The sequence below is a fragment of the Leucobacter sp. NPDC077196 genome, assembly GCF_040687075.1.
Lineage (GTDB): Bacteria > Actinomycetota > Actinomycetes > Actinomycetales > Microbacteriaceae > Leucobacter.
This window is the reverse complement of sequence record NZ_JBFBML010000001.1, coordinates 205988-231170: the sequence shown is the minus strand read 5'-3', so window position 1 is coordinate 231170 and position 25183 is coordinate 205988. Positions and strand designations below refer to the sequence as shown.

The window sequence follows — 25183 nt, the reverse complement described above, 5'->3', positions numbered from 1 at the left end:
CCACACCATGGGCAAGAACACCCTCAACCTGACCCTCTCCCTCGACGAGACCACGATCGCCGCATTCCGCACCGAAGCCGCCGACCGCGACATCAGCGAGAACCGCCTCATCAACGAGATCATCAACCGCCGCTACTCGCACCCCACCTGGCCCGACCTCGCCGAAGCCGCAGCGCTCGCCGCCGAGCTCGAACGGGTGACCGGTGAGCGCGACCGGGCGCGCGATACAGCAGTGCTACATTCAGACGCTTCCGATGCGCTGGCGGGCCAAATCGAAGCATCGATCACGATGGGCGACATCATCGCGAACGGTCGAGCGATCCGCGCGTTCCGGGCACTCGGGGTGAAGCTGTGAGCGCCGCACGGAATCCGCGGGCACCGCGGGGGGCTCTGCCGTTCGACGAGTTCGTCGCGGAGCTGGAATGGCTGCTGTCGTTCGGCACGCACCCGCACCTCGTCGCCCGGCAGATGAAGCTTCGCCCGGCATCGGTGCAAAAGCGCCTCAACGAGAACGGCAGGACCGATCTCGCTGAGCGCTTCGGTCGCACGATCGAAGCGAGCTCCGCAGCATGAGCCGCCTCGGACGGTCGACCCCGCTAGATCCCACCCACGGAGACACGTTCACCCTGCTCGACGGCTCGCGCTGGTCAGTGGTCGACGTGGAGGGTGCCGCAGTCCGCATCGAGGAACTCGGCACGACGATCGCGAACACCGTGCTCGTACCGCTTCGCGACCTGCTCGTCGCGGTGAACGGATGGGAGCGCGCATGCCCGCTCCGGAAGTGACCGAATGGTCCGAAGCCGATGGATACGCCGCCGCCGCCGGCCGCGACCGTGACCGCTCAGCCCTGTCCGATGTTCCGAAGCGCTCCGGCTCAGCCGGCCAGTATTCCCACCACCACCGACAGCTCCGCTCCCGCAACGGCAAGCACTCACCCGCGAACCTCGTACTCCTCACCGGCACCGGAACCGACGGCGATCACGGCTGGGTGCACGGGCACGTCGGCCTCGCGACAATCCTCGGCTACATCGTCCACTCCTGGGCCGACCCCACCAGGATCCCGATCTACCGCATCGACGCCTACGGCCTCCACTACGACTGGCACCTGCAGACCGACGACGCACAACTCGAACTCTGTTCACCACCCACCGACTACGCCGACACCGAGATCACCGCCGCGCTCGCCGCATTCGAGTCGATCCGCCTGAACTCTCGTCGAGCCGCCGACTTCCACCGCCTCTAGGAGCCACACCATGACCACCGACAGCCCCTTCGCCTCCGGCCCCGAGATCACCGTCGAGGAGACGTTCACCCCGGCGCACGTCTTCCGACTCCGCGACGAGCTCGCGAACACCCTCGTCGTCCGCACCGACTGCCCGAGGCCCATCGCCAAAGAGACAGCCGAGACGCTCCTCACCGACGGCCTCATCAACCTCACCACCCTGAACCGAAACCTGACTGCCGGCGACACCCCCGAGGAGTGCGACAACGGCAGCTGCGACGGCCCGAAACACCACCACCACGGCACCGACTGCGGCCCACTCTGCCACTGCGGGAAAGGCGAATAACCCATGGCCTACAAATGCCCCGCCGTGAAAACCGGACGCTGCACCGCCCAAGGACACCGCGCCATGGTCCACACCTGCACCCACCACACCGCACACACCACCCCACACAAATGCGGATGCGGCACCACCTGGACCAACACCCCCACCACCAACACCCGCCGCGCTCGCCGCCGGTTTTGGAGGACCGAGATATGAGCACGTACGCATCGAAGACCTACGTCACGAGCGACCGCTCCCGCGGGGAGATCGAGAAGATCCTCGCCCGCTACGGCGCGACGCACTTCGCCTACATGACGGAACCCGGCGCCGCTCGCATCGCATTTCAGGCGAACGGCCGCCAGGTGCGGTTCACGATCCCGCTGCTCGACCCGGAGGCGCGCGAGTTCACGCACCATTCCCGCGGCGTGCGCACCGCGTCAGCCCGAGAGGCCGCGTACGAGCAGGCGACCAGGCAGAAGTGGCGGGCACTCGCGCTCGTCGTGAAGGCGAAGCTCGAGGCGATCGAGTCTGGCATCGCGACGTTCGAGCAGGAGTTCTACGCGCACACGGTGCTCCCGTCGGGCCGCACGGTGTTCGAGGAGACCGGCGAGCAGGTCGCCGAGATGATCGCGACGCAGATGCCCGGCCGACTGATGCTCGACGGGGGCGCAGCGTGATCACCTACTCAGACGCGAAAAAGCGCCTCCCCCGCCCCAAAGGACGAGAGAGGCGCAAGCCGCAGACGGTTCTACCGTGTGCGCCAGTCGATGGAGGTGCCGTAATATCCGTCAACCTCCTTGCAGAGGTACCGCACCTTGACCGAAATCGGCTTCTGCCGCTTAATCGACGCCACCTTCTTAGCGGTCTTGATTTGGCAAGTCGCCTTGGAACCCCAAATCGGGCTCCAGCTATGGCCAGCAGCGTAAGCCGGGCTCGCGGCGAGCACACCGCCGAGCACGAGCGCGGCAGTGGCACCGGTGGCGGTGAGTTTCCTGCGGATCGACATCATTGTTTCCCCTCGTTGAAGACATCCGTTGAATTCCACCGTAATACGGGCGGCACAGGGCTGTCTATTCCATCGCCAGACGGTGCAGCATGACGACCGCGCTCGATGCCTTCGCCGGCGTTGGGTGGGGTGTCACGATACTCGCCGCGCCGCTCGCCCCGCCCGCCGAGAGTGACGAGTGGGACAGCCTCTTCGCGGAGGTCGCCGGATGACCACCCACCCGCCTCTCACCGACACCGACATCAACGCTCTCGCCCGCATGGGGCTGCCCCGAACATCACTCGACCTCCCGAAGGAGAACACGACCATGACGAACCAGAAGACACCCGAGCAGGGCGGCGCAACCGAGGAACAGATCGAAGCCGCAGCACGCGTTATTTACGATGAAGCTACTGCCCTAGTACCGGATGCCTGGGAGCGGGAAGAAGAGAGCGAGAAGACGTACTGGAGGGGCCAAGCCAAGAGAGTCTTGGTTGCCGCACTCTCAGCGTCGTCGCCCGCCAATCCAGCGGATGAGCACCACCATGCCGAGGAGCGCGAGGCCAAGGGTGAGGATCATGCGGCAACGGTAACAGGCGAGGCGGGACCGAGTGACGCCCGCCTTGCTCAGGCCCGGGACGTGATCGATCGCACTTTCGGATGGAAGCACCTACGAAAGTACGGCCACATGTCCGAGGAGTGGATGGACAAGCTACGGGACGGTCTCGCTCGCAACGTGCTCGCGTTCGAGGAGATTCCGGCGGCAACGGGAACAGGCGAGCGCGAGAAGCTGATTACGACACCTGAGCAGGAGGCGGGCCTCGCGTTCGGAACTGTTGTGCTGTTCTCCGACGGTGTCGCGGCGCAGCTCGACACATGGTCGAAGGGTCGCGTGTGGCGGTGCACGAACTCCACATACGTCATCGCGTTCAATGAGACGATGCTGCCCGCGATCGTGCTGCACGACCCAAGCCGGCCTGACGAGCAATTGCGAGGTGAGGGGAGATGAGCGAGATCGTCCCTGCCGATGAGATCGAGAACATCGTCGGCGCGAGCCGGCACCCGGTCGAGCATGTCGGCCGCGCGGACTCGGAGACGGGCACGGTCTACATCTTGCATTCGCAGGAGTGCATCGACTCCGCTCCGGATCTGCTCGAGTGCGAGTTCTCGGTCGCTCTGGATCGCGGGATCCGGGACTTCTACCCGTGGATGCTCTGGGAGGGCGCGGAGGACGCCCCTGTCGAGCTCCGGATCTCGCGCGGCTACCTGGTCCCCCGAATCATCTACACGAATAACACCGCGGCGCTCGCCGCCGAACGAGAGGTCTCTGACGAATGAGCACGAACACCACCATCGCCCCGCTTCCGGAGCCACCGGCGGACCGGATCGCGTGGATCGACGCTGAGACGACGGGACTGTATGCCCGGAGCGATTGGATGCTCGAGATCGCGGTCGTCGTGACGGACAGCGCCTTGAACGAGGTCGCGTCGTTCTCGGAGGTGCTGCACGTCGATCTCGCTCGCACTCTGGATCGCATGGACGAGTACGTCGCGAACATGCATGCGGGTTCGGGTCTGCTCGGTGATCTTGCTCTCGCGACGGAGGAGTCATCGGGCCCGGCGGTGCAGCAGCGCATCATCGAGTTCCTCACCCGACACGGCGCGCTCGGCGCGGTCGCCGCCGGCAGCAACATCCCCTTCGATCGCGGCTTCCTCGACGTGTGGATGAGCGACCTGAACCGCAACGCCCTGCACTACCGCAGCATCGACGTCTCCACAGTGAAGGAACTCGCACGCCGCTTCGCACCCGACGTGTTCTCCACCGCACCACAGAAACGACTCGAACACCGCGCACTCCCCGACATCCGCGAATCCATCACCGAACTCCGCCACTACACCAACGCCGGCCTCCTCACCCCCACCACATCAACCGACGCGCTCGCCGCCGAGGAAGAAACGAACTGATGGCCGAGATCCCGAACCCAGCGCAGCTCGCACAGCAGCGCCAGGCCGCCGAAGAGCGAAAGCAGGAGCGCGACCGCGTGAGCACCGTGCGCAAACGCCGACGGCTCGTGCGCGGTGCGAGCCTCACCGCCCACATCGAAGACGAAACCGCCCGCGCGCTCGCCAAGCTCGCCCACCCTGACACCGGAGGAAAACGTGACTGAGACCAAGACACCAGAGGCGAACGAAGACGCGCTCATGGCGCTCGACGTGCACGAGTGCTTCGAGCGCCTCACGAAACCTTGGACGCTGCACGCGCCCGACAGCGAGACCGGGCACATCGTCGCCCGCCTGATGCCGGCGCTCCTCCCCGAGCTCCGCGACGCCGTGTTCGGAGGAATGGAAAGCACGGGTGGATCAGCGAGCTTCGGCGCCCGGCTCCCGATCAGCGACGGGGCACTCGACCTGTACGAAACGATCGACCAGCAGATAGCAGAAGCGTGGGCCTCGGCGTTCCCGGGTCAGGTGCCGACCGTCGACGTACCCGAGCGCCTTCTGTCGCAGGTCGTCGCGGTCGCGAAGCAAGATGAGCTGGTAACCGTGCTCGTAGCGGAGCAGCGCGTCGAGCACGGCGGCGAGCGCGACGAGCACTGGTGGGTGGAGCGGAAGCCGGTGGAGTTCACGCTCGTTGCGCTGCTGCGCCGGTGGGTGCGCCAGGTGATGGAGTTCTTCAATCCGCCGCGCACGCGCGAGATTGCTGCGCCGTGCATTCAGTGCGGGGTGGAGTGGGCGGCTCGTACTTCGGGCGGTGAGCACGTGCCCTATCGCGTGTTCGTGTTCGTGCAAGATGCTGATAGGTGCTCGTGCGAGATCCGTTGTTTCGCGTGCGGTGGGTCGTGGGGGCCGGGCCTGTTCCAGTTCGTCGCTGCGAGTCTCGGTGAGAGCACCGCTCGTCCGCATCTCACTGATTCTCCCAGCGAGCCGTAGGCACCGAATGTCGGTGCTTGTGTGTTAACCTGTGGGTGCTCGGCATAAGTGTGCCACAGAACCGGTCTCATCATCTCGATGGGGCCGGTTTCTTGTTTCCAGGCGATCGTTTCATCAGATCGCACTGAGCATCATCTAGCTCGCATGCTGACTACTGAGCGAACCGCTCAGAAGCCCGGAGGCCGCATGGCCCCGGGGCTTCGGAGTCTCCGGGAGGTGCCGATGTCCTCGCAGCAGATCCGGAACGGCAAGGGCCATCGGGCGTACAAGCGGAAGGCAGCGGCGCTGAAGCGACGCACCGCTCGCGACAACCTCTCCTGCGGTTACGGCAGTGACTTCGGATGCGGCGAGCCTATCGATACCACGCTGCACTACCAAGACCCCATGGCGTTCACGGCAGACCATCCCGTAGCAATAACCAACGGCGGGGATCTCGTGAAGCAGGACCTCCACCCATTCCACCGCAAGTGCAACCGGCAGAAGAGCGACGCGGCGGTTGTCGAGATCTGGGGAGCTACTTAGAGCTGTGTCACGTGAATAGTGTCGCGGGCTCCGCGACCGCCCTTGCTCAGCTTCCAAGTGCGGCCGTCGTACGTTTCCACGTACCAGGCCGCGTTCGTGTTCTCCGTTGTTCGATAGTCGAGTCGAATGTTCCGCGGACTGAGGCCTGTAGTAGTTGTCCACGCCTCAAGGAAGTCTTTTGGCACCGCGGGACGGACCTTTTCTTTCACACCCCGATGGACGAACCAACGATCGTTCCGATCCTCACTTATCGGTGAAACAAACCACCCACGGTTACCTCGCTGATCGCCAGTCTCGGAGGTTTTTCGCTCCCAAGTCACTTGCGTGGGATCAAGTTGAGCTTTCTCATGGCGATTCAAGAGTTCGATCAAGGCCTCGGCCATGTCTGGCTGGTCACCCTGATACGCGTCACTGGGGTCAGAGTCTGCTTCAATTTCCGCCGCTTCGGCTACAGCTTCCGCTCGCTCCCCACGACGAACAATCTCTCGCGTCTCTTCGGCAACCTCATGGACCTGCTGCAACAGTTTGCCAAGTTGATGCGATTGTTTATCTTGTCGCGTCGCGATTGCCTGCGTTGTATCGACGGTAGATTGCAGCTTCCTCGACTGGCGGGACTGAACCATGGCAATCGCTACGGTGACAGCTAGGCCAATAGCGCTGATCAAAGCACCTAGAACGCCGAGTAGTAGTCCGAAGAGCGTCGAGAAACTGTCATCCACTCAGCTATCCTGCCTCCCTGGATTCCCTTCGTCAACGGTTTGAGGAATCGAAAAAATATGGCGATCCCCTCCTGCTGCCTCGCTCCCGCGCGGTCTTGGCGCTTCTCTCCGTGGGTGAATTGGGAAAACGTGGGGGAATTGAACGGGAGGGCGAAATGGCGCGCCAGAAAGCCCCCTGCGGTACAGACGCCGCCTATCGCCGGCACCTGAGAAACCGCGAAACCGTCGACGAAGCCTGCCGTGAAGCGCACGCCGTGGCCGGGCGAGCGAAGCGACCTTCGGCGCCGCACACGTCCCCCATCGCCAGCCCGCCAACGCCGCCTCCGCCTGCGGGTGCCGGCGAAACGGATGATCAGCAGCTGATCATCGACACGCTGCGCACGGCGTTCGTGAACATCGCATCCTCGGAACCGACGAAGCTCGCCCCAATCGCCCGCGAGTTCCGCGCTGCAGTCGAAGCAACTCAGGGGCCGGCCGAGCAGCCGAAGGAGTTGACCCTTGCCGACCAACTCGCGGAAGCCAGAGCAGCTCGGGCTGCAAGAGCCCAGAGTCAGGGCGCTACCGCTTAGTCGCGCCGACACGCTCCTCGATGACGTCCTCGACATCTGCGACCTCGCGAACATCACCTGCGATCTCTGGCAGGAAGGGGCACTCGAGGCCATCGCGTCGATTGACGAGTTCGGTCAATGGGCCGCGACCGAGTTCGGTGTGCTCGTGTCCCGTCAGCAGGGCAAGGGCAACATCCTGCTGCCCTACGAGCTCGCCCACCTGTTCCTCTGGCCTCGCGAAGACGGCGCGCCAAAGCTCATCGGGCACACCGCTCACGAGGGTGCGACCGCGCGCGAAGCATTCCGCCGTGCACGACGCATCATCCTCGCCTCTCCGGTTCTGCGCGCCGAGCTCGTCGGCGGTGGCAAACAGACGGCTCAGGGCGTGACGGGCATCTCGACCGGCAACGGCAACTGGTCGATCGAGCTGAAAAACGGCAGCCGCCTCGTGTTCTTCACCCGCACCGGGTCCGCTGGCGTCGGGATCTCGTTCGACGTGCTCATCGTTGACGAGGCGCAGCACTCCCCGCTGAGTATCCTCGAGGCGCTGCTGCCCGCGACCGACGCGAGCCCGAACAAGCAGGTGCTCTTCACCGGCACGGTCCCGAAAGAGGATCAGGACGGCGAATACTTCGAGGGGCTTCGCGACCGCGGGCGCAAAGGCGGTTTCGAGCGCACCGGGTGGATCGAACACACCCCGATCGGCTCCGACGACCCCGACACCGCCGCGAAGATCGACCTCGGATCCCACCAGGTCTGGCGCGAAGGAAACCCCGGCCTCGGCATTCGCCTCGCATGGAAGACCGTGCAAGACGACTGGGATCGCATGGGGCAGACCAGCCCCGAAGCATTCGCGCGCCAACGCCTCTCTATCTGGCCGGCACACCGCGAAGCCGAGGTCAAAAAGCTGTCAGATCTCGACCTCGAGGTGTGGCAGCGGGTGAAGGGCGACTACCCCGTGCTCGGCGACGGCGGGGTGATCGCGATCGCGCTCGGCCGCGGCGGCGGCTCCGCGAGCATCTCGAAAGCGATCCGTGCGGACGACGACCACATCATCGTCGAGCACCACATGACCGACGCCAAAGTGCGCTGGGTTGCCGAAGAGGTGAAGAGCCTCAAGGCCGAACTCGGGGACGCGCTTGTCGTGGTCGACCCGAAGAACGCGGCCGTGATTCTCGCGGACCTCGACCGGCTCAAAGTGAAGTACCTCGCAATGAGCCTCGACGAGATCGCTGCAGCGCACTCGATATTCATCGAGCACTCAAACGACGGGCTCGTGCTGCACCGCGATCAGCCCGAGGTGACGAAGTCGTTCGAGTTCGCAACGACCCGAGCTATCGGCCGCGCCGGCTTTACCTGGGAGCCGTCGGACCCGTCGAAACCGATCACGCAAGCCCAGTCGATCACATGGGCCGTGTGGGGCGTACTCAAGTCCGAAGCATCCCCGAAGAAGCAGGCTGCACCGCCGCCGAAAGCGATGGTGCTCAAACGCGACGATGTCGCGCGCGACGAACTCAACCTCTCTGCGGCGAGGTTCTAACGAAGAAGGAGGTCTGTTTTGGGTGAAACCGGATACCAGGCCGACACCGGGCTCCTCGGCTGGGGGAAGCTCACCGCTGAGACACACGAGACGAACCCCGATCTGCAGCACCCGTTCTCGATCGACGTGTTCGATCGAATGCGCCGCGAGGATCCGCAGGTGAAGTCGGTGCTCCGCGCTGTGACCCTCCCGATCATGCGCACGGGATGGGTGGTTGACGGCACCGGCTGTCGGCCCGAGGTCGTCGCTCACGTCGCCGCGGATCTCGGCCTCCCGATCAAGGGGGCGCCCGCCACGTCACCGACGCGGACGAAGGGCCGCTTCTCGTTCAAGGAGTTCCTGCGCCTCGCGCTGCTCGAGCTGGTCTACGGGCACAGCTTCTTCGAGCAAGTCTACGACCAGAGTGCGAGCGGCACTCACCTCGCGAAGCTCGCCTGGCGGCCGCCGCGCACGATCTCCGAAATCGAGGTCGCCTCCGATGGTGGCCTCGTCTCGATCAAGCAGCACGGCCGCGCTGGGAGCGGAAACGTCACGATCCCGGTCGACCGGCTCGTCGCGTTCGTGAACGAGCGAGAGGGCGCGAACTGGCTTGGCGAATCGCTGCTGCGGTCTGCCTACAAGATGTGGCTCCTGAAAGACCGCGTGCTGCGCATTCAGGCGCTTACCGCAGAACGTAACGGTCTCGGCCTCCCCGTTCTCACCGCCGGCGAAGCGCCGGAAGACATCGACGATCCAGTCGCCTGGCAGGAAGCGGAGCTCGAGCGGCTGCTCGAGATCGCGAAGGACGCCCGCGCCGGCGAGGCGGCAGGGGCTGCGCTGAGCCACGGTTCGCAGATGCAGTTCTTGGGCGTGACCGGGAAGTTGCCCGACACCGATAAGCCGATCCGTTACTACGACGAGCAGATCGCGCGCGCGGTGCTCGCGCACTTCCTGAACCTCGGGACCGAAACCGGCTCCTGGGCGCTCGGCTCGACGTTCGCGAACTTCTTCACCGACTCGCTCAACGCCGTCGCCCAGCACATCGCCGACGTGATGAACCAGCACGTCATCGAGGATCTCGTCGACATGAACTGGGGCGAAACCGAACCCGCTCCGCGCCTCGTGCCGGCCGCAATCGGCGAGCAACAGCAGATCACCGCCGAAGCGATTCGTGCACTCATCGATGCCGGTGCGATCACCCCCGACGCTGGCCTCGAAGCATGGATTCGCGAACGCTTCGGCGCCCCAGTGAAGGCACCCGCTACCGAGTCGGAGGGCGGGAGTTCCGCCGACGTCGCCGAACGTGCGCGCGCCGCCGCCGAGACTGCGCAGAAGGTGTATCTCGCAACCGACAAGGTGCCCCTCACCCAGGACGAGGCACGAGAGCTGATCAGGCTCTCCGGGGCGAACCTGTCCGGCGCCGGCCCCGACGTGAGCCGAATCCCGAACCAAGAGCCCGAGGAGGCCGCATGACACGCACCGAGACCTGGCCGAACCGATTCTGGGGAAGTCGGGATGTGCCGAAGACGAAGCGCGAGTTCTTCGACGCCGTCGTCGCGCCGCCGCCCCAGGGTGACGAGCCGGAAGTCGCAACGATCCGCCTGTACGGCCCGATCGACTCCTGGGGCGGCTACTGGGGCATCTCCGCGAAGGACGTCGGCGGCGTGCTCGACCAGCTGCCGGAATCCGTGACCCAGATCATCCTTCGCATCAACTCACCCGGCGGGCACGTGTTCGAGGGCATCTCGATCATGAACCTGCTCGGAGCGCACCGAGCGAAGGTCACCGCAGTGGTCGACGGCCTCGCCGCTTCGGCCGCGTCCGTGATCGCCGCCGGCGCCGACGAGACCGTGATGTCGCCTGGCACGCAGATGATGATCCACTGCACCTCCACGATCGTCTGGGGCAACGCCGCGGAGATGCGCAAGGAAGCTGCCGTGCTCGAAGGGCTCGACCGCTCGCTCGTGGAGATCTACGCAGCGAAGGCCGGCGAGAAGGACTGGGCGACGCTCCTCGAGGCGGAAACCTGGCTGACCGCCGCAGACGCCGTCGCCGAGGGACTCGCCGACCGTGTCGCGACAATCCCCGACGCGGGCGAGACGGAAACCGTCGGCGACGAGGGCGACGACGTCGTGCTCGTGCCCGACGAGGCCGAGCCCGAAGACATAGCCGCCGCGCGAGTGATCCGCTTCGCCGCGCGCCGCGGCGCTGTCGCAACCGGCGCGACATCCCCCAAGCTCCCGAGCTCGACCGAGCCGGGTGACCCCAACCGAAAGGAGAACGTCGTGGCTTACGACGATCTGACGGCTGGCCTTCGCGAGCGGCTCGGCGTGACCGATGCCTCCGCCAACGACGAGACGCTGCTCGCAGCCCTCGACGAGGCACTCGCAGAGCAGCCCGAACCCACCCCCACCGCCGCGCTGCCCGCAGGCTTCACCGCGATCGACGAATCCGTGCTCGCCGATCTGCAGAAGAACGCGCAGGCCGGTGCGGAAGCCCGCGCCGAGCAGGAGCGCTCGCGACGCGACGGCATTGTCGAAGCGGCGCTTCGCGATGGACGCATCGCCTCCGCTTCGAAGGACGCGATCCGCGCGAACCTCGACACCGACGAAGCCGGCACGACCGCGTTCCTCGCCACCCTGCCCAAGAACACGGCGGTTCCGGTGACTGAGGTCGGACATTCCGACACGCTCACCTCGGCCGCCGACCAGCTCGCCGACGCGGCGGGCTGGAACGACATCGAGGAGGAGACGCGATGAGCGACTACCTGCCCAAGTTCAAGCCCGGCCAGGCCGTGACCTTCAAGGCCTCCGCCGCGATCACGGGCGGTCGCCTCGTCGAGGTGACGGGCAACCGCACCGTCGCCCATGCTGGCGCCGACTCCGCGAAGGTCGTCGGCGTCGCCGGCTTCGACGCGGCGATCGGGGACGACGTCGTCGTCTACGCCGGCGGTGTGCAGCGCCTCACCGTCACAGCTGCTGTCGCAGCTGGTGCCACCGTGACCGCCGGTGCGGGCGGCAAGGCCACTACAGGTGGCACCAACAAGATCGGCACGGCACTCGAAGCCGCGGCCGCCGCTGACGACGTCATCGACGTCCAGGTCTGAAAGGACACCAGAGCATGGGTTACACCTACCCGGTGAAGCACCCCGAGGGGAAGCTCACTACGGAGCAGCTGCACATGCTGCTCGCCAACAAGCAGCGAGTCGCGAAGCGCATCGCGGACCTCACACAGATGCGGTTCATCGCCGACTACCTGCTGCAGGGGCGCCTGGACGCCACCGGCGGCGGAATCTTCTACGAGACCGGTGAGGAGGTCTTCGCGTCGGATGACCCGGAGGCCATCGCACCGCTCGGCGAGTTCCCGCTCGTCACCCTCGAAGACGGCGAGGTCGCATCGGCCCGCACCGTCAAGTGGGGACTCGACACGATGATCTCTGACGAGAAGATCGCCCGCCAGGGTCTGATCTACGTCAACAAGGGGCTCATGCGAGTTTCGAACACCATCGTCCGCCACGTCGACCGCGTCGCGATGGCCGTGATCGCTTCCAAGGTCACCAGCTCGTTCGCGACCGGAACGTGGGACTCGGCCGGCAAGGCGGTGAAGTCGATCCTCACCATCCAGGCTGAGCGCGCGGAAGCGGGTCTCGGCTTGGAGCTCGACACGGTAGCACTCCGCGCCGATCAGTACGCCGCGATCATCGGCATGCTCATCGATGACAAGGCGCTCCCGCGTGAACAGGGCGAGACCGCGATCGCCGGGAATCTGCCCGTCAACGCGCTCGGCCTGACCTGGGCGACCACGCCACACTTCCAGGGCAGCGACCCGCTCCTCGTTGATCGTGATCAACTCGGCGGCATGGCCGACGAGAAAATCGGCGGCCCGGGCTACGTCTCTGCCGGCGGCGTCGGCGTCGAGTCGAAGAACATCCGCGACGACGACGCTGAGGGCTACAAGCTCCGCGGACGCCGCGTCACGGTGCCCGTCGTGCTCGAGCCGCTCGCGGGTGTGAAGCTGACCGGGACGGGCATCTGATGGCCGCCCCGACCGCAGCACAGAAGGCGGCTGGCGAGAAGGCCGCAGCGGATGCCGCGGCTGCCGAGCAGCTCGGTGGCGCCGATGCGCCGTCGGTGGAATCCGACTCTGAGATCGAGCCTGAGCGCGACCTGTACCTGGTGACGGGTGCCGCCGTCGTGCTCCGCACCGACGACGGCTTCGAGCGGTACCTGTACCGCGGCGCGAACGTCGATGGCGCTGCGTTCTCGCAGTCCAGCATCGACCACGCGATCTCAAACGGTCTGATCGCGGGAACCGAGTAACGAAGCAGGGGGCGATGACGATGATCACGCACGACCAGATCGGCAGCGATGAGGATCTCGCGCGCGAGGTACTCATCGTCGCAAAGGACATCGCCCCCTGCATCGCCTCCTTCACTGACGACAGTGAAGAGGCGAAGGACGCGATCGCGATCCTGAGCCGCGTCTACAAGGACATCGCGGGCCGGGGTAACCGGCTCGTGAAGTCGCAGCGTATCGGGTCAGCATCGGTCGATTACGGCACCACAGAATCCGCGTTCGCGGGCCAACCCCGCCGCGCCCTCCGCGCGCTCTGCGCTACTGCCCTCCGCTCACAGGGCACTTCGCGTGCGAGCTTCCCGGCTGATCGCGCACTCGCGAAGATGTGGCCGGAAAGGTACTGACCGATGCAGTTTCCACACGGCCGCACCATATTCCGGCTCCGCGCAAAGCCCATCCTCGACCCGTACTCGAAGAAGCAGATCTCAGCTGACTGGGACGACCCCGACGAGCTAGAAATCCCCCGGGCATTCATCGCTCAGACATCGTCGTCGGCTCTCAGCGATGCGAACCGCGAGCAGGCACTGGAGTCGAAGTCACTGTTCTGCGACGGCGACGTCGACGTGCAAAAAGGCGACCGCATCCGCGACGGCGCAAGCGGACCCACCTACTCGATCGACGGCATCCCACCAGCCGCCGACACGAACCCATTCACCGGGTGGACACCACCACGAGAAATCCCGCTGACACGTTCCGTGGGATAACCGAAAGGACGCCACAATGGCACGCAGCGGCGACACCGAATTCACCCCGAACCCAGCGTTCTTCGAATCCGTGCTCCGTCAGCCCGGCGTCGAACGCATCGTCGACGAGAGCGCTGCGCGCGCACTCACGAAAGCGAAAGCGAACGCCCCAGTCGACACTGGTGAATATCGCGACGGCCTCCATATCGAGCACAGAGAGTCTCGGTATCGTCGTTCGGCGCGCGTCGTTGGCTCCGATCCCAAGACCATGCTTATCGAGTCCAAGACGGGGAACCTCGCGCGCAGCCTGAAAGGCATCGGACAGTGAGAGTCGAACCCCCCGACCTCGAACTCTGGCTCACCGAATACGTGCGCACCGCCGCGCTCGCCGCCGGGCACGACGTCGACGTCGACCGTGTCGAACCTGCTGAACTCGAGATCCCACTTGAACGGCCTCTGATTATAATCCGCGACGACTCCGGCTCTCGCCTCGACCACACCATCTTCGGTCGATCGGTCGGTGCGACCGTGCTGGCGGGGTCGAAGCGCAACGCGCAACCTGCAGCAGATCTTGCGAGGTGGCTCGCCGGACTCCTACTCGACGACGCGTTGCCGCTTGTCGACGGCTCTCCGATCGTGTCAGTCGAATGGGGCGGCAGCAACGGACCGTACGCGGTCCAGGAAACCCTCGATGTGGCGCGACGTTACCTGACGGCGCAGTACGTCGTGGCCGGCTCCTGGTGAGCCACCCCCACACCCATTCGAAGCCCCGCAGATCGCGAGGCTTCCGCATTTCTGAAGGAGTAACTCATGGCTGCTGATGAGCAGGGATTTGACCTCGAAGCCGTCGGCGTTCCGATCACGGGACTCGCAGCATACGCGCCCCTCGACGCCGCAAACGTCATCGCCGAGGCTGACCTCGGTGCCTCGCCACTCAACCTCCCCGCCGCGTTCAAGAAGCTCGGCCTGTACAAGCAGGACGGAGGGCCCGCGCCGACGCGCGAAACCGGTGACGCGATCGAGTTCTTCCAGATCGGATACAAGAAGTCCGGCGACGGCACCCGCGGCATCACCATCGGACTCGCCGAGAACAACCCGACGGTGATCACCCTGATCGAGGGCGTCGAGCCCGACGAGCACGGCGTATACAAGGTGTCATCCAACCTCCCCGACAATCGCTTCATCCTGTTCTCGTCGATCAGCTACCGCGGCGGCCTGCAGGAGCGTCAGATCGGCGTCGCGTCGGTCACAGCGGTGGAACCCGACCAGGCCGAGCGCGGCTCGGTGAAGGGCGCGAACGTGACCTTCACGTGGCAGGAGCACGACCTGTTCGACGGGTCGCCGTTCTGGCAGTGGGGTCCGGCGGTCCCCGGCGCCCCTGTCGCGCCTTCCGGTGTTACCGCTGGCACACCGGGCACGTTCAGCCCTGCGGGCGCTCAGGTGCCCGGTACGATCGCCGCTCTGCGCGCACTCGGCGACATCGGCCAGACGACCGTGTGGACGACCGGCCAGTACATCGAGTACGGCAACGGGCAGCGCGCGCACTGGAACGGCACCGACTGGGCCACCGGCGAGGCGGCCTAACCCAGACCGCTGGCCGGGGTGCTATCGGGTCACCCCGGCCAGCTTCACACCCGAACCCGTAACCCGTAGAGGAGCGCCACCATGGCAACCACCACCAAGACCACAAAGCCCACCGAGGTCGTCGAGTACGACTTCGACAGCTGGGACGACGCCGCCGAGAAGAAAGCGCTCGTCGCGCTCGCGCCAGACGTGAAGTACATCATCGTCGAGGGCACGTTCATCGGCCGCTTTCCCGACGGGGTGATCGTGAAGCTGCCGCTCTCGATCAGCCTCGACGACATCGACGCGATGACAAAGAACACCCCCAACCCGGTCGATCAGGTGAAGAACCTGCTCCGCACCGTCGCATCCGAGGACGAGGTCGCCGAGTTCACGAAGCACGACATGACCGAGACCATCGTCATGGCGGAGAAGTTCTTCACCGTGTTCTCGCGCATCGCTCAGGCGGCACTCCCGGAATCCTGAGCGTCGCCCGGTTCATCCGAGAGCACCGCGCCGTAGTCGCGTGGACACTGCGCGAATCATGCGGCGTGGGACTCTCGGATCTGGGCGGCGCGCTCTCATGGGGAGAAGCATTGAGCCTCATCGAGAGGGCTGCCGGTGATCCATCGACGGCGCTCGGTGCTGAGCTCGCAGGCTGGGCGTACCCGGCCTCTACACCTGTACTGATCGGCCTCGTCGCGCAGATCAGCAACCCGAAGGCTTCAAAACGGCTCATGCCGTGGGCGCTTACCAATCCGCGCAGCAAGAAGTCGGACGCCACCGCCGAAGAGATCGCCGCCGCCACGGCTGAACTCGAGGACGGGATCGTGTTCGCTTCCTAACCAGAGGGGGTGCCATGTCCTCTGAGGTCGGCTCCGGTCACGTCAGTATCTTTCCCGTAATGACGGGGTTCAAGGGTCGCGTCGTGAAGGGCACCAAGGAGGCGGGCGCCGCCGGTGCGAAGTCCTTCGAGGGCGGGTTCAAGGGTGCCGGGCGCAGCGCTGGTCGCTCGCTCGGCGCCGACATGAAGTCCGCCTTCGGCAGCGCAGCGGGAAGCCTGGGCGCTGCCGAGCTCGGCAAGCTCAACCGCAACGTGTCCACCGCTGCCGCTGCACTCTCTCGTGTCCGCATGAAGCAGCAGGACGACGCGGGGCGCGTCCGCGTCGCCGAGGTTCGATTGCAGGAAGCGATCGCGAAGTCAGGTGCCGGATCCGCGCAGGCCGTCGCAGCGGAGGAGCGCCTCGCTTCCGCTCGCCGCGCTCACGCGACTGCATCAGAAGCGGTCACCTCGGCATCGAATCGACTTCGCACCGCGCAGGCGGACGTCGCGCGCGCAACCGAAGCCGTGAACGCGAACGCCGTTCGCGCGTCAGGCGGGCTGCGCGCCATGGCGGCGAACTTCCGCGCGGGATACGCCGACGCGCGCGCTGGACGCTCCGCATTCACTGGCATCGCCGGTTCCCTCGGCGGCGTCACGAAGGAACTCACGATCCTCGCGCGGAACACGACACTCATTCGGTGGGCTTCCCGCCAGGCGAGCGCGGTCTCCCGCGCGTTCACTTCACTCGCGACGATGATCGGCGGCGGGCTTGCCCGTGCGGTCACCACCGCCGGATCCAAGCTGTCCGCGATCGGCGGCTACGTCCGCAGCGCCTTCGCGCCAATGGGGCAGTATGTCGCCTCTGCCGCCACGCTTATCGCTTCGCCGTTCGTCCGACTCGGATCTCAGGTCTCGACATGGTTGCGCCCCGTCACGGCGCAGGTCTCCGGCCTGTTCTCGAAGATTGGGCAAGCCGCAGGCCCCGCCGCGAGCCGCTTGGTTTCCGGGTTCGCGAGCGGAGCCGCTCGATTGGGCTCGTCGGTTGGCGGCGCTCTGCAGTCCGTCGTCTCGGCAGCGTCGAACGCCGGCGCGGTGGCGGGGCGTGCGCTCTCCGCTGGAATCCAGAACACCGCTACGGCTGGCGTCGCTGCTGGCGGCGCTGCAATCGCGGTAGCGCTCGGCTCCGGCCTGTCCCGACTCACATCGATCGACACGGCCCGCGCGAAGCTCACCGGTCTCGGCAACGACGGCCAGACCGTTGCGAAGATCATGGGCGACGCCTCAGCCTCAGTGCGAGGAACCTCGTTCGGTCTCGGCGAGGCGGCGACCGTCGCGGCGTCAGCAGTCGCCGCCGGCATCGCACCCGGTGAAGCGCTGCAGGGACACCTGAAGCGGATCGCGAACAACGCATCCGCCGCGGGCATGTCCATGCAGGACATGGGTTCGATCTTCAATAAGGCCGCGACCCAGGCCAACGGCGTACAAAACGACGTCATCAGCCAGCTCGCGGACAAGGGAATCCCGATCTACCAGGCACTCGCCGACCAGATGGGTGTCACCGCGGGCGAGGTCTTCAAAATGGCCTCCGAGGGCAAGGTCGACTTCGAGACTTTCTCGAAGGCTGCCGAAGCGGCCGCCGGTACCGTCGCTGTCGAGATCGGCAAGACCGTCCCGGGCGCCTGGAAGAACATGCTCGCGTCGCTCGGACGCTCCGGGGCCGGAATCTTCGGCGGCATCAATCAGGAAACCGGCGAGATGTACGGTCTGTTCGCCCGCATCGCCCCGCTGCTGCAAGCCGTTACAGCCGCCATGGCTCCACTCGAGGAGCGCGCCGCGGGGATCGGTACGAAGCTCGACACGTTGCTCGGTCCCGGCATCCAGCGGGTAACCGAATTCCTGAACAACCTCGCCGCCGGCGGCAGCAACGCCGAATCAATGTTCTCGAATATGTCCGGGCTAATCGGCATCGTCGGCGGCGCATTCGCGGGGCTCGGTGCAGGAGGGCTCGCATCGGTGCTCGCGCGCCTCGGGCCGCTCGGTGCGCTCCTGCCGGGTCTGGGCGGCGCGCTCGCCGCGCTTGCCACTCCCTTGGGGATTGTCGCCGCCGCGTTTGCGGGATTCGCGCTCTCCGGTGGCGACTTCAGTGGGCTCGTGTCCGGAATCACCGGCATCGTCGACCAGGTCGTCGCGGCGCTTCCGGGAATCGTCTCGCAGATTGCGGCAGTCGTCCCACAGCTCGTGGGCTCGATCGTCGCACAGCTGCCGCTCCTGTTGTCGGCGGCTTCGAGCATACTGACGACGCTCATCGAGGGCATCGTCGCCGCGCTTCCCATCCTGGTGGAGGGCGCGGTCGCGCTGGTCGGCGGTCTTATCTCCGCGATCGTCGCGAATCTGCCGATGATCATTCAGGGCGCGATCCAGCTGGTGACTGCCCTGCTGCAAGGAATCATCTCCGCGCTGCCGATGTTCATCGACGGAGCGCTGCAGCTCGTGTCCGGGCTGCTGACGGCGATCATCGCAGCGCTTCCGATGATCATCGAGGGCGGCATCCAGCTGCTCATGGCCCTGATTCAGGGCATCATCACCGCCCTGCCCCAGTTGCTGCAGGCCGCGCTCGACCTCGTCATGGGGTTACTGACCGCAATCCTGCAGAACCTCCCGCAACTGATCCAGGCGGGCATCCAACTGCTGATGTCCCTCATCCAGGGGCTCATCAACGCTCTGCCGCAGCTCATCACTGCAGCGATCGACCTCATCATCCAGCTCGTCACCGGGCTGCTGAAGATGTTGCCCGAGCTCATCAAGGCCGGTATCGAGTTGATCGTTGCTCTGATCAAGGGTCTCGTTGGGGCAATTCCGCAGATCATCGAGATGCTGCCGCAGATCGTCTCGGCAATTTGGGACGGCCTCGTCGGAGTCGACTGGCTCGACCTCGGCAAGCAGATCGTGATGGGAATCATCAACGGCCTCGGCGCTATGGCCGGCGCGCTGGTTGACGCGATCGTCGACCTCGCCGGAGCCGCGTTTGATGGGTTCAAGGAGTTCTTCGGAATCAAGTCCCCTGCACGAAAGATGATCCAGCCCGGCCGCGACATCGTGCGCGGCGCGGCGAAGGGCGTCGACCAGCAATCGGACGATCTGGGAGACTCCCTCGTGGACATGGCTCAGGACGCCGCGCAGCGAGCGCAGGAAGCGATGACTTCGGTCACCGCGACCATCAGCGCCTCTGCCACCTCAGACGCTGCCGATTCGGCCGCTACGGGGCGTGGTGCGTTCGCGCCGACGACCGTGCAGCAGAACAACACCTTCAACATGACGGACCGAGACCCGCGCATCGTGATGAAGCAGGCCGGCCGAAGTATCGAGGAGGCGTTCATTGGATGAGAAAACACTCTGGGTAGAGCTCCTCGGCGTCACTATGGCTGGCGCCGGGGAACCCGACCAGGGACTGATCTGGACCGATCTTGAAGGCTGGTGGGGCATCCCTGACGCGCGCGGAGAGTCCGTATCGATCCCGGGCGGTCATGGCCGCTTCCGGCGATCCCACATGCTGCGTGAGGCTCGAGTGATCACGTTGACCGGGCACATCTACGCAGCGAACAACCGCGAGCTGCATGAGATCCGGGACCGCCTCGAGGAAGCGCTCGCCGAGGGCTCGGGCCGGATGCTCGTTGCGACCGACTCCGGTGCGGTGTGGGAGCGCTGGGTGGAGATCGACACTCTCGCGATCGCGCCCGACCGGGGCCGGCGATGGACGAAGTTCACTGTCGACATGCTGGCGCCAGATCCATGCAGGTACGGCCCCGTGCAGACAGTGGGCCCGGTGACGCTGCCAACGTCGACAGGGGGCGTGAAACTGCCGCAGGCGATGCCATGGAACTTCGGCCGCACCTCGGGCGGTGCCCGACTCGTGCTCCCCAACGCCGGCACGATCCCGATCTACCCGCGCATCATCGTCTCAGGCGGCGGGCACCTTGTGACCGTGCGCGATATCACCGCGAATCGCACGCTGCGCCTGGACTGGACCGTCCCAGAGGGCTCGGAGTTGGCCTTCGACTGCGAGCGGCGGCGCGTCGAACTCGAAGGCCAAGACGTTACCCGCTGGCTGGTGATCCGCCAGTGGTTCGAGGTTCCGAAGCGTGCGACGCACGAATTTCGGTTCGAAGTGGAGGACCGCATCGGCGACCCGCTGATGACGGCCGAGTACAGGAATGGAGCTTGGTGATGACCGAATTTCCAGGGTTCCCGAGCAATGGCATCGATTTCCACTACGAGGAGCTCGGGGCGGCCCTCGCGGGACTGATCGTGCGCGACGGTGCGGGCGTTCCGCGCCCCGGCGTGCTGCCCTGTCGCGAGACGCTGGTGACCGCCGGCTCCGGGTGGACGCTGAACGTCGCACCGTTCGTCGCGGTTCGCGCGGACGGGCGAAAGGTGCTGATCGGCGGAACAGACGAGGCACTGCAGGTGACAGTCGCCCCCGCACCTTCGGCGAATGCGCGCATCGATGTCGTCTACTCGCTGCCCGCGAACGTCGACGCCGGCGATCCAATTGAAGCCGTCGCGGTGCGGCAGGGAACGGCAGCGACAGCCCCAGTGAAGCCGTCGATTCCCGCAGGTGCTGTCGAGTTGGCCACGTTCCGAGTTCCGGCCGGGGCGGCGTCGGCCGCCGGTGCGACGATCACGAACACGTTCCCCTTCACTGTAGCGGCGGGTGGACGGCTCACCGTTCGAACGAGGAACGAGATGAATGCGTGGTCCGCTGGCGATGGCGCTTCGGCGTATTGCCTCGCAGATAAGCGCGTATACGAGCGCCGCAACGGCGCGTGGGTCTCAGCACACCCCGTATCCGGGCGCGCGACTCTCGCCAACCTTCCCGCCAACTCTGCGCGAGAACTCACGGTCTCCTTCCCCACGGGGTCGTTCGTGTCCCCGCCTCGGGTGATCCCGACGCTGAACGCGCCGGTCGCATGGACCCCGCAGCCGACCGTCCGTGTGCTGAGCGTGGAAGCGAACCGCTTCACGCTGCAGTTCCAGTCAGCAGTGGCCCGTACCAGCGTGCTGGTCGATTGGGTTGCGATCCCCGAATGAGCGGAGGCCACAGTGCGAGTGATTCTGCATGAGACCCGTAGCGGCGAGCCGCTCCGGGAGCTTTCGTTCTCAGCTGTGACGTGGTCGACCGCCGTTTGTGCGGCGGATGACGTCTCGGTCACGGTTCCGGGCTTCACCCGTGCCGCCGAGGGGCTGCGCGGCCTGATCGTGCCGAAGAAGATGACAGTGACCGTCTCCGATGAGGATGGGCGCTGCCTCGCCGCGGGCATCATCGGGATACCCGAAGCCGGAGAAGACGACGACGGTTCGCCGTCGGTGACGGTGCCGGGCAGCGGGCCCGAGCAGGCGATCTTCGAGCGCCGCCACGTGCTGCCATATCCATACGGTTCGCTCGTGGATCAGCAGGGATACCCGGACCCCCGTTACGACACCCGCCTGTCGGGTATCGAGTACGGGACGATGATGAAGCGGCTCTATCAGCAGGCGATGCGCCACCCCGGTGGCGAGCTGCCCGTCGTGTGGGAATCGGATCGCGGCGGTACTCGTCAGCGTGGATGGTACGCGGTCGACGGCAAGCCCGTGCAGGAAGCTGTGCGCGACCTCTCCGAGCTGCTCGGCGGTGTCGAATGGGACTGGGTTCCCACGCTCGACGAGTCCGACCGTCTGCGCTGGGCGTTCCGAACCGGCGCCGATGCCTCCCCGGAGATCACGTCGGCGTTCTGGCACAGCTGGTCCCAGGGAGGCAAGTCGCCCGACATTCGCCGGCTACGTGAGAAGGTGTCGTCCGAGTTCCTCGCCTCTACCGCGGTGTTCACCGGTGGGAAGGATGAGGACCGCGTTCTCGTCTCCCAGCGCACTGACCCGACGCTGATCAATGCGGGGTTCCCGCTGATGGAGGTATGGGACACCTCCCACTCGTCGGTCTCCGAACAGGCCACGCTCAACGGGTGGCGCGACGCACGTTTGGCCGAGGGGCAGACTCCGATCCTCTATTGGAGCTTCGATGTGCGCGCCGATCGCGCCGTCGCGATACGGAAGGGTGACTGGTGCACGATCGACATCGAGGATCACTGGTGGATCCCGGACGGCACCTACACGCGCCGCGTGATCGGCGTTTCCGGGTCCGCGGACGATGACTGGCTCGGCGTGACAGTGGCGGGTGAAGCGTCATGGTGAGAGCGTTCTACACTCCGACCGACAAGCGCCTTCCACGCGAGCTGCTCAACATCAAGAAGTCGATCGCAGACGCCCAGCGCCCGACCGGCACGGAACGAGAGCGAGCGCTGCTCAAGATCCAGGAGCAGGTCTCGAGCATCCAGGCCGTCGTGGATGAGCTGCAGGCTCAGCAGACGCACACCTTCCAGGCCGCCCCGATCGACATCTCGACAGACACCCCGAACCAGTACCCCGCGGCAACGCGCAATCTTGCGTTCCCTGGCCCCGCCGGTGGGGGCCGGATCGCGACGCTCGGGCTCTCCGCGGAGTTCGAGCGCGTCTCGGCGTCGGGAAACATCACGATCTGGCTCGAGATCGTCCAGAACGGCGTCGTCACCTGGCGGCGCTCCGGCGCGTTCTATGTCGGCGACCCCGCGTCGGCACCGCCCGGGTGGGCGTCCCCGGCGATCAACGAACCCATCCAGCTGAAAGTCGCAAACGCGGCCCAGGCCAACATGCAGATCCGTCTCTACGCGACCACGTTCGTCTCGCAGACGGTGACAGCGCAAATGCGAAACATCGTCGCGACCCTCACCTACGGGCCGCGACTCTAGAGGAGGACCACACCATGGTGCAGATCGTAGGCAGAATCGGCGACTCTGCCGCAGCGGAAGCATCGGGGCGTATCGAGTTCGCGCAGATGCAGCGAATCAACGACGGCGAGATGCTCGTCACGTCGACCACCGCGACGGCACAGGTACGGGCAGGCCGATTGGAGACCCTGCAGGGAACGCCGTTCGAACTGCCCGCGAACCCGGAAGGCACCGCGGTGCGCGTCCGGGAAGTACTCGGCGGTCGCACCTTCGAGTGGTGGACCTCCGTGCCGGACGCCGACGCGGTCGAGTACCGCGACCTCCCCATCGTCGAATCGCCCAACGTTCCAGCATCGGTGTTCGGCCCGCCGCTCTGGGTCGCGAACGTTCAGCAGATGCGTGACGAGACGGTGGAGGCTATCGCTGAGGGAGCCGCCGTCGCTGACGCGCTTGGCGGGCTCGCCGGCGTCACCGCCGCCGTCACCGAAGCGAACACAGCACGCGCCGCAGCCTCCGCATCTTCGGCGACTGCAACGAACGAAGCGAACCGCGCACAGCAGGCCGCCGACTCCATCGACATGACCGCGCTCAACACCCGTATCGACGGCATGCTCGCGAAAGACGAGACCGTCAGCTCCGTCTACTCCGTCGACGGGAGCGGAACGCAGGTAATGATCCCGCGCACTCCCGTACCAACATCACAGACGCTCGTGCAGCGCGACGACTTCGGCCGAGCAGAGATCGCAGCACCGACCCTCCCGGAGCAGATCGCCAACAAGTCGTACACGGACGCCGCCGCTACCGCTGCCGCGCAGAGCCGGACCGCGAAGCGAGCGCGCATCGTCGTCGGATGGGGACAATCGAACATGAGCGGCCGCGGACGCATCGCTGAGAACGACACCCTCTACATGCCCGTCCCCGACCGCCTCAAGCAGTTCGGCTACAAGACCCGCACACTACGCGCAGCTTCCCCGATCCTCGACCACCAGGACGAGCCGAGCGGGATCGGGCCACTGTACGACTTCGGACTCCGCATGCTCGGCGGATCCGGCGACGACGACGTGATCGTTCTGGTACCGGCTGCGCAGGGCGGAACACCGCTCGTCACCACCACCGCACCGTCATGGAACGCGACCATCTCCGGGAGCTTGTTCCAGAACGCGCGCACCCACCTCCAGCAAGCGATCACCGCCGTGACGAGCGCCTACCCGCAGCACCAGGTGCAAGTCGAGGTACTCCTCTGGCATCAGGGCGAAGGAGACAACACCTGGCCCCAGTACATAGACGCGTTCAGGGAACTGGTCGCAGGGTTCCGAGCCATCGCAGGTGGCCGGGTGCCCGTCGTGATCGGGCAGCTGCAGCCGAAGAACATCACCGGCTCCCGATACCTCGTCAACCAGGCCCACGTCATGCTCGCCCGCCAAGACGAGTTCGTCGCCTTCGCGGACATGCCCCGGACCGCGGCCAACGACTCCGGCGACGGCACGCACTACAACGCCACCGGCCAACGCGCGCTCGCCGCATCCATGTGGAGCGCGTACCAGCGCGCCCGAGTGAATCTGCAACCTCGCCCGAAGTTTCAGACGCCTGCGATGGGGGAGTTTGGGCGGGATCAGTTCGTCGTGGCGGGACCGCTCACGAAGGATCAGCGCGGCAACATCTGGGAGTTTCAGGGCAGCTCGAGCAACGTCGGGAGGTTCATCACGGACGGCACATTCGCGCGCCTCGATCCAGCGAACCCCGGCGCGGGCAGGGTGTTCCTCCTACAGGATGCGACCTACAACCGCCGGGTCACCGTGACGACGCAGTGGGGGTCGGCATCGGTGAAGTCGTACCGCATCATCCTCGTGTTCGCGAACCCCGAGGACTACCTGTTCATCGACGTGACCGGTGCAAACTTCCGGCTTGGCCGCTACTCCGCGGGCAGCACCACCTACCTCGGGACGTCCGCGATCGCGAGCAGCACTGCAGAGACGACGATCTCCGTCGGCGACAACACGATCAACGGCGCACAAGGGTCAACCGCGTTCGGCGGCAACTTCCCGATCGCGATCCCTTCCGATTTCGAGGGCGGGACGATGTTCGGCGTCTCGATGCAATCATCGGACGCTGCGACCGGCTCGCTGCTCAGCCGGATCACCCTCGCGTTGATGGACGCCCGCCCCGCGTAACGAGTACCGCCGCACGCTCCG

The 25183-nt window shown here is 65.8% G+C and carries 34 protein-coding genes; 32 read left to right on the top strand and 2 right to left on the bottom strand.

The window, feature by feature from the left end:
• The first annotated feature begins 7 nt into the window (after positions 1-7).
• The 6 genes from AB0O71_RS01060 to AB0O71_RS01035 all read left to right on the top strand — a co-directional run bounded on the left by AB0O71_RS01060 (position 8) and on the right by AB0O71_RS01035 (position 2224).
• Positions 8-355, top strand: a complete 348-nt coding sequence (locus AB0O71_RS01060; protein ID WP_363740920.1) for a hypothetical protein — start codon at positions 8-10, stop codon at positions 353-355.
• Positions 352-573 carry a hypothetical protein gene (locus AB0O71_RS01055; protein ID WP_363740917.1) on the top strand — a complete coding sequence of 74 codons (222 nt, stop codon included), beginning with the start codon at positions 352-354 and terminating at the stop codon, positions 571-573. Before AB0O71_RS01060 ends, AB0O71_RS01055 begins: the two co-directional genes overlap by 4 nt.
• The gene (locus AB0O71_RS01050; protein WP_363740914.1) at positions 570-785 is read left to right on the top strand and encodes a hypothetical protein; all 216 of its coding nucleotides are present in this window, start codon (positions 570-572) and stop codon (positions 783-785) included. Before AB0O71_RS01055 ends, AB0O71_RS01050 begins: the two co-directional genes overlap by 4 nt.
• A complete protein-coding gene (locus tag AB0O71_RS01045) occupies positions 767-1243 on the top strand; it encodes a hypothetical protein (protein WP_363740912.1) in 477 nt (158 codons plus the stop codon). Before AB0O71_RS01050 ends, AB0O71_RS01045 begins: the two co-directional genes overlap by 19 nt.
• 10 nt (positions 1244-1253) lie before the next feature.
• Positions 1254-1568 (top strand): hypothetical protein, encoded by a 315-nt coding sequence (locus AB0O71_RS01040; protein WP_363740909.1) that lies wholly within the window; start codon positions 1254-1256, stop codon positions 1566-1568.
• A 191-nt stretch (positions 1569-1759) separates the two neighbouring features.
• A complete protein-coding gene (locus AB0O71_RS01035; protein WP_363740906.1) occupies positions 1760-2224 on the top strand; it encodes a hypothetical protein in 465 nt (154 codons plus the stop codon).
• A 71-nt stretch (positions 2225-2295) separates the two neighbouring features.
• Here the strand turns inward: AB0O71_RS01035 and AB0O71_RS01030 are convergent, their stop codons facing one another.
• A complete protein-coding gene (locus AB0O71_RS01030; protein ID WP_339975542.1) occupies positions 2296-2556 on the bottom strand; it encodes a hypothetical protein in 261 nt (86 codons plus the stop codon).
• A gap of 86 nt (positions 2557-2642) precedes the next feature.
• Between AB0O71_RS01030 and AB0O71_RS01025 the strand changes: the two genes are divergently transcribed.
• The 7 genes from AB0O71_RS01025 to AB0O71_RS00995 all read left to right on the top strand — a co-directional run bounded on the left by AB0O71_RS01025 (position 2643) and on the right by AB0O71_RS00995 (position 5984).
• Complete coding sequence (locus tag AB0O71_RS01025; RefSeq protein ID WP_363740902.1) at positions 2643-2765, top strand: hypothetical protein; 123 nt, start codon at positions 2643-2645, stop codon at positions 2763-2765.
• On the top strand, positions 2762-3541 hold the full coding sequence (locus AB0O71_RS01020) for a hypothetical protein (RefSeq protein WP_363740899.1): 780 nt from the start codon (positions 2762-2764) through the stop codon (positions 3539-3541). Before AB0O71_RS01025 ends, AB0O71_RS01020 begins: the two co-directional genes overlap by 4 nt.
• Entirely contained in the window at positions 3538-3870 is a 333-nt protein-coding gene (locus AB0O71_RS01015) for a hypothetical protein (protein WP_363740896.1), read from the top strand. Before AB0O71_RS01020 ends, AB0O71_RS01015 begins: the two co-directional genes overlap by 4 nt.
• The gene (orn, locus tag AB0O71_RS01010; protein ID WP_363740894.1) at positions 3867-4496 is read left to right on the top strand and encodes an oligoribonuclease; all 630 of its coding nucleotides are present in this window, start codon (positions 3867-3869) and stop codon (positions 4494-4496) included. Before AB0O71_RS01015 ends, orn begins: the two co-directional genes overlap by 4 nt.
• Positions 4496-4699, top strand: coding sequence for a hypothetical protein (locus AB0O71_RS01005; RefSeq protein WP_363740891.1), 204 nt, complete (start codon positions 4496-4498; stop codon positions 4697-4699). Before orn ends, AB0O71_RS01005 begins: the two co-directional genes overlap by 1 nt.
• Positions 4692-5462 (top strand): hypothetical protein, encoded by a 771-nt coding sequence (locus AB0O71_RS01000; protein WP_363740889.1) that lies wholly within the window; start codon positions 4692-4694, stop codon positions 5460-5462. The genes AB0O71_RS01005 and AB0O71_RS01000 overlap by 8 nt, the downstream gene beginning before the upstream one ends.
• Positions 5463-5684: 222 nt before the next feature.
• Entirely contained in the window at positions 5685-5984 is a 300-nt protein-coding gene (locus AB0O71_RS00995) for an HNH endonuclease (RefSeq protein WP_363740885.1), read from the top strand.
• On the opposite strand, the gene AB0O71_RS00990 is transcribed toward AB0O71_RS00995, so the two are convergent.
• Positions 5981-6703 carry a hypothetical protein gene (locus tag AB0O71_RS00990; RefSeq protein WP_363740882.1) on the bottom strand — a complete coding sequence of 241 codons (723 nt, stop codon included), beginning with the start codon at positions 6701-6703 and terminating at the stop codon, positions 5981-5983. The genes AB0O71_RS00995 and AB0O71_RS00990 overlap by 4 nt on opposite strands.
• 498 nt (positions 6704-7201) lie before the next feature.
• Here AB0O71_RS00990 and AB0O71_RS00985 point away from each other — a divergent pair, with 498 nt between their 5' ends.
• From AB0O71_RS00985 to AB0O71_RS00895, 19 genes are all read left to right on the top strand, one after another.
• Complete coding sequence (locus tag AB0O71_RS00985; protein ID WP_363740880.1) at positions 7202-8791, top strand: hypothetical protein; 1590 nt, start codon at positions 7202-7204, stop codon at positions 8789-8791.
• A gap of 18 nt (positions 8792-8809) precedes the next feature.
• Positions 8810-10243: a DUF935 family protein gene (locus AB0O71_RS00980; RefSeq protein ID WP_363740878.1), complete on the top strand. Its 1434-nt coding sequence runs from the start codon at positions 8810-8812 to the stop codon at positions 10241-10243.
• A complete protein-coding gene (locus AB0O71_RS00975) occupies positions 10240-11529 on the top strand; it encodes a head maturation protease, ClpP-related (protein ID WP_363740876.1) in 1290 nt (429 codons plus the stop codon). Before AB0O71_RS00980 ends, AB0O71_RS00975 begins: the two co-directional genes overlap by 4 nt.
• A complete protein-coding gene (locus AB0O71_RS00970; protein WP_363740874.1) occupies positions 11526-11876 on the top strand; it encodes a capsid cement protein in 351 nt (116 codons plus the stop codon). The genes AB0O71_RS00975 and AB0O71_RS00970 overlap by 4 nt, the downstream gene beginning before the upstream one ends.
• Positions 11877-11890: 14 nt before the next feature.
• Positions 11891-12805: a hypothetical protein gene (locus AB0O71_RS00965; RefSeq protein ID WP_363740872.1), complete on the top strand. Its 915-nt coding sequence runs from the start codon at positions 11891-11893 to the stop codon at positions 12803-12805.
• Complete coding sequence (locus AB0O71_RS00960) at positions 12805-13089, top strand: hypothetical protein (protein WP_363740870.1); 285 nt, start codon at positions 12805-12807, stop codon at positions 13087-13089. Before AB0O71_RS00965 ends, AB0O71_RS00960 begins: the two co-directional genes overlap by 1 nt.
• 14 nt (positions 13090-13103) lie before the next feature.
• The gene (locus AB0O71_RS00955; RefSeq protein ID WP_363740868.1) at positions 13104-13469 is read left to right on the top strand and encodes a hypothetical protein; all 366 of its coding nucleotides are present in this window, start codon (positions 13104-13106) and stop codon (positions 13467-13469) included.
• Between the two features lie 3 nt (positions 13470-13472).
• Positions 13473-13829: a hypothetical protein gene (locus AB0O71_RS00950; RefSeq protein ID WP_363740866.1), complete on the top strand. Its 357-nt coding sequence runs from the start codon at positions 13473-13475 to the stop codon at positions 13827-13829.
• Positions 13830-13845: 16 nt separating this feature from the next.
• Positions 13846-14136 carry an HK97 gp10 family phage protein gene (locus AB0O71_RS00945; protein WP_363740864.1) on the top strand — a complete coding sequence of 97 codons (291 nt, stop codon included), beginning with the start codon at positions 13846-13848 and terminating at the stop codon, positions 14134-14136.
• Positions 14133-14552 carry a hypothetical protein gene (locus AB0O71_RS00940; protein WP_363740862.1) on the top strand — a complete coding sequence of 140 codons (420 nt, stop codon included), beginning with the start codon at positions 14133-14135 and terminating at the stop codon, positions 14550-14552. Before AB0O71_RS00945 ends, AB0O71_RS00940 begins: the two co-directional genes overlap by 4 nt.
• Before the next feature lie 66 nt (positions 14553-14618).
• The gene (locus AB0O71_RS00935; RefSeq protein WP_363740860.1) at positions 14619-15392 is read left to right on the top strand and encodes a hypothetical protein; all 774 of its coding nucleotides are present in this window, start codon (positions 14619-14621) and stop codon (positions 15390-15392) included.
• 81 nt (positions 15393-15473) lie between these two features.
• Positions 15474-15857: a hypothetical protein gene (locus AB0O71_RS00930; protein ID WP_363740858.1), complete on the top strand. Its 384-nt coding sequence runs from the start codon at positions 15474-15476 to the stop codon at positions 15855-15857.
• A 65-nt stretch (positions 15858-15922) separates the two neighbouring features.
• Entirely contained in the window at positions 15923-16216 is a 294-nt protein-coding gene (locus AB0O71_RS00925) for a hypothetical protein (protein WP_363740855.1), read from the top strand.
• A gap of 59 nt (positions 16217-16275) precedes the next feature.
• Positions 16276-19578: a tape measure protein gene (locus AB0O71_RS00920; protein WP_363740853.1), complete on the top strand. Its 3303-nt coding sequence runs from the start codon at positions 16276-16278 to the stop codon at positions 19576-19578.
• The gene (locus AB0O71_RS00915; RefSeq protein ID WP_363740851.1) at positions 19571-20419 is read left to right on the top strand and encodes a hypothetical protein; all 849 of its coding nucleotides are present in this window, start codon (positions 19571-19573) and stop codon (positions 20417-20419) included. Before AB0O71_RS00920 ends, AB0O71_RS00915 begins: the two co-directional genes overlap by 8 nt.
• Positions 20419-21282, top strand: coding sequence for a hypothetical protein (locus AB0O71_RS00910; protein WP_363740849.1), 864 nt, complete (start codon positions 20419-20421; stop codon positions 21280-21282). Before AB0O71_RS00915 ends, AB0O71_RS00910 begins: the two co-directional genes overlap by 1 nt.
• A gap of 12 nt (positions 21283-21294) precedes the next feature.
• Positions 21295-22419, top strand: coding sequence for a hypothetical protein (locus AB0O71_RS00905; RefSeq protein WP_363740847.1), 1125 nt, complete (start codon positions 21295-21297; stop codon positions 22417-22419).
• Entirely contained in the window at positions 22413-23012 is a 600-nt protein-coding gene (locus AB0O71_RS00900; protein ID WP_363740845.1) for a hypothetical protein, read from the top strand. Before AB0O71_RS00905 ends, AB0O71_RS00900 begins: the two co-directional genes overlap by 7 nt.
• 14 nt (positions 23013-23026) lie before the next feature.
• On the top strand, positions 23027-25162 hold the full coding sequence (locus AB0O71_RS00895) for a sialate O-acetylesterase (protein WP_363740842.1): 2136 nt from the start codon (positions 23027-23029) through the stop codon (positions 25160-25162).
• Positions 25163-25183: the final 21 nt, after the last annotated feature.

Bases quoted from the DNA above. Each gene is read 5' to 3' on its own strand.
- AB0O71_RS00900 (WP_363740845.1), top strand. From the start codon at position 22,413: ATGGTGAGAGCGTTCTACACTCCGACCGACAAGCGCCTTCCACGCGAG.
- AB0O71_RS00895 (WP_363740842.1), top strand. From the start codon at position 23,027: ATGGTGCAGATCGTAGGCAGAATCGGCGACTCTGCCGCAGCGGAAGCA.
- AB0O71_RS01005 (WP_363740891.1), top strand. From the start codon at position 4,496: ATGGCCGAGATCCCGAACCCAGCGCAGCTCGCACAGCAGCGCCAGGCC.
- AB0O71_RS00945 (WP_363740864.1), top strand. From the start codon at position 13,846: ATGGCACGCAGCGGCGACACCGAATTCACCCCGAACCCAGCGTTCTTC.
- AB0O71_RS00950 (WP_363740866.1), top strand. From the start codon at position 13,473: ATGCAGTTTCCACACGGCCGCACCATATTCCGGCTCCGCGCAAAGCCC.
- AB0O71_RS00935 (WP_363740860.1), top strand. From the start codon at position 14,619: ATGGCTGCTGATGAGCAGGGATTTGACCTCGAAGCCGTCGGCGTTCCG.
- AB0O71_RS01050 (WP_363740914.1), top strand. From the start codon at position 570: ATGAGCCGCCTCGGACGGTCGACCCCGCTAGATCCCACCCACGGAGAC.
- AB0O71_RS00970 (WP_363740874.1), top strand. From the start codon at position 11,526: ATGAGCGACTACCTGCCCAAGTTCAAGCCCGGCCAGGCCGTGACCTTC.
- AB0O71_RS01030 (WP_339975542.1), bottom strand. From the start codon at position 2,556: ATGATGTCGATCCGCAGGAAACTCACCGCCACCGGTGCCACTGCCGCG.
- AB0O71_RS01035 (WP_363740906.1), top strand. From the start codon at position 1,760: ATGAGCACGTACGCATCGAAGACCTACGTCACGAGCGACCGCTCCCGC.
- AB0O71_RS00965 (WP_363740872.1), top strand. From the start codon at position 11,891: ATGGGTTACACCTACCCGGTGAAGCACCCCGAGGGGAAGCTCACTACG.
- AB0O71_RS00975 (WP_363740876.1), top strand. From the start codon at position 10,240: ATGACACGCACCGAGACCTGGCCGAACCGATTCTGGGGAAGTCGGGAT.
- AB0O71_RS00930 (WP_363740858.1), top strand. From the start codon at position 15,474: ATGGCAACCACCACCAAGACCACAAAGCCCACCGAGGTCGTCGAGTAC.
- AB0O71_RS00920 (WP_363740853.1), top strand. From the start codon at position 16,276: ATGACGGGGTTCAAGGGTCGCGTCGTGAAGGGCACCAAGGAGGCGGGC.
- AB0O71_RS01045 (WP_363740912.1), top strand. From the start codon at position 767: ATGCCCGCTCCGGAAGTGACCGAATGGTCCGAAGCCGATGGATACGCC.
- AB0O71_RS00955 (WP_363740868.1), top strand. From the start codon at position 13,104: ATGACGATGATCACGCACGACCAGATCGGCAGCGATGAGGATCTCGCG.
- AB0O71_RS00960 (WP_363740870.1), top strand. From the start codon at position 12,805: ATGGCCGCCCCGACCGCAGCACAGAAGGCGGCTGGCGAGAAGGCCGCA.
- AB0O71_RS00910 (WP_363740849.1), top strand. From the start codon at position 20,419: ATGACCGAATTTCCAGGGTTCCCGAGCAATGGCATCGATTTCCACTAC.
- AB0O71_RS01040 (WP_363740909.1), top strand. From the start codon at position 1,254: ATGACCACCGACAGCCCCTTCGCCTCCGGCCCCGAGATCACCGTCGAG.
- AB0O71_RS01020 (WP_363740899.1), top strand. From the start codon at position 2,762: ATGACCACCCACCCGCCTCTCACCGACACCGACATCAACGCTCTCGCC.
- orn (WP_363740894.1), top strand. From the start codon at position 3,867: ATGAGCACGAACACCACCATCGCCCCGCTTCCGGAGCCACCGGCGGAC.
- AB0O71_RS01015 (WP_363740896.1), top strand. From the start codon at position 3,538: ATGAGCGAGATCGTCCCTGCCGATGAGATCGAGAACATCGTCGGCGCG.
- AB0O71_RS01025 (WP_363740902.1), top strand. From the start codon at position 2,643: ATGACGACCGCGCTCGATGCCTTCGCCGGCGTTGGGTGGGGTGTCACG.
- AB0O71_RS01060 (WP_363740920.1), top strand. From the start codon at position 8: ATGGGCAAGAACACCCTCAACCTGACCCTCTCCCTCGACGAGACCACG.
- AB0O71_RS00995 (WP_363740885.1), top strand. From the start codon at position 5,685: ATGTCCTCGCAGCAGATCCGGAACGGCAAGGGCCATCGGGCGTACAAG.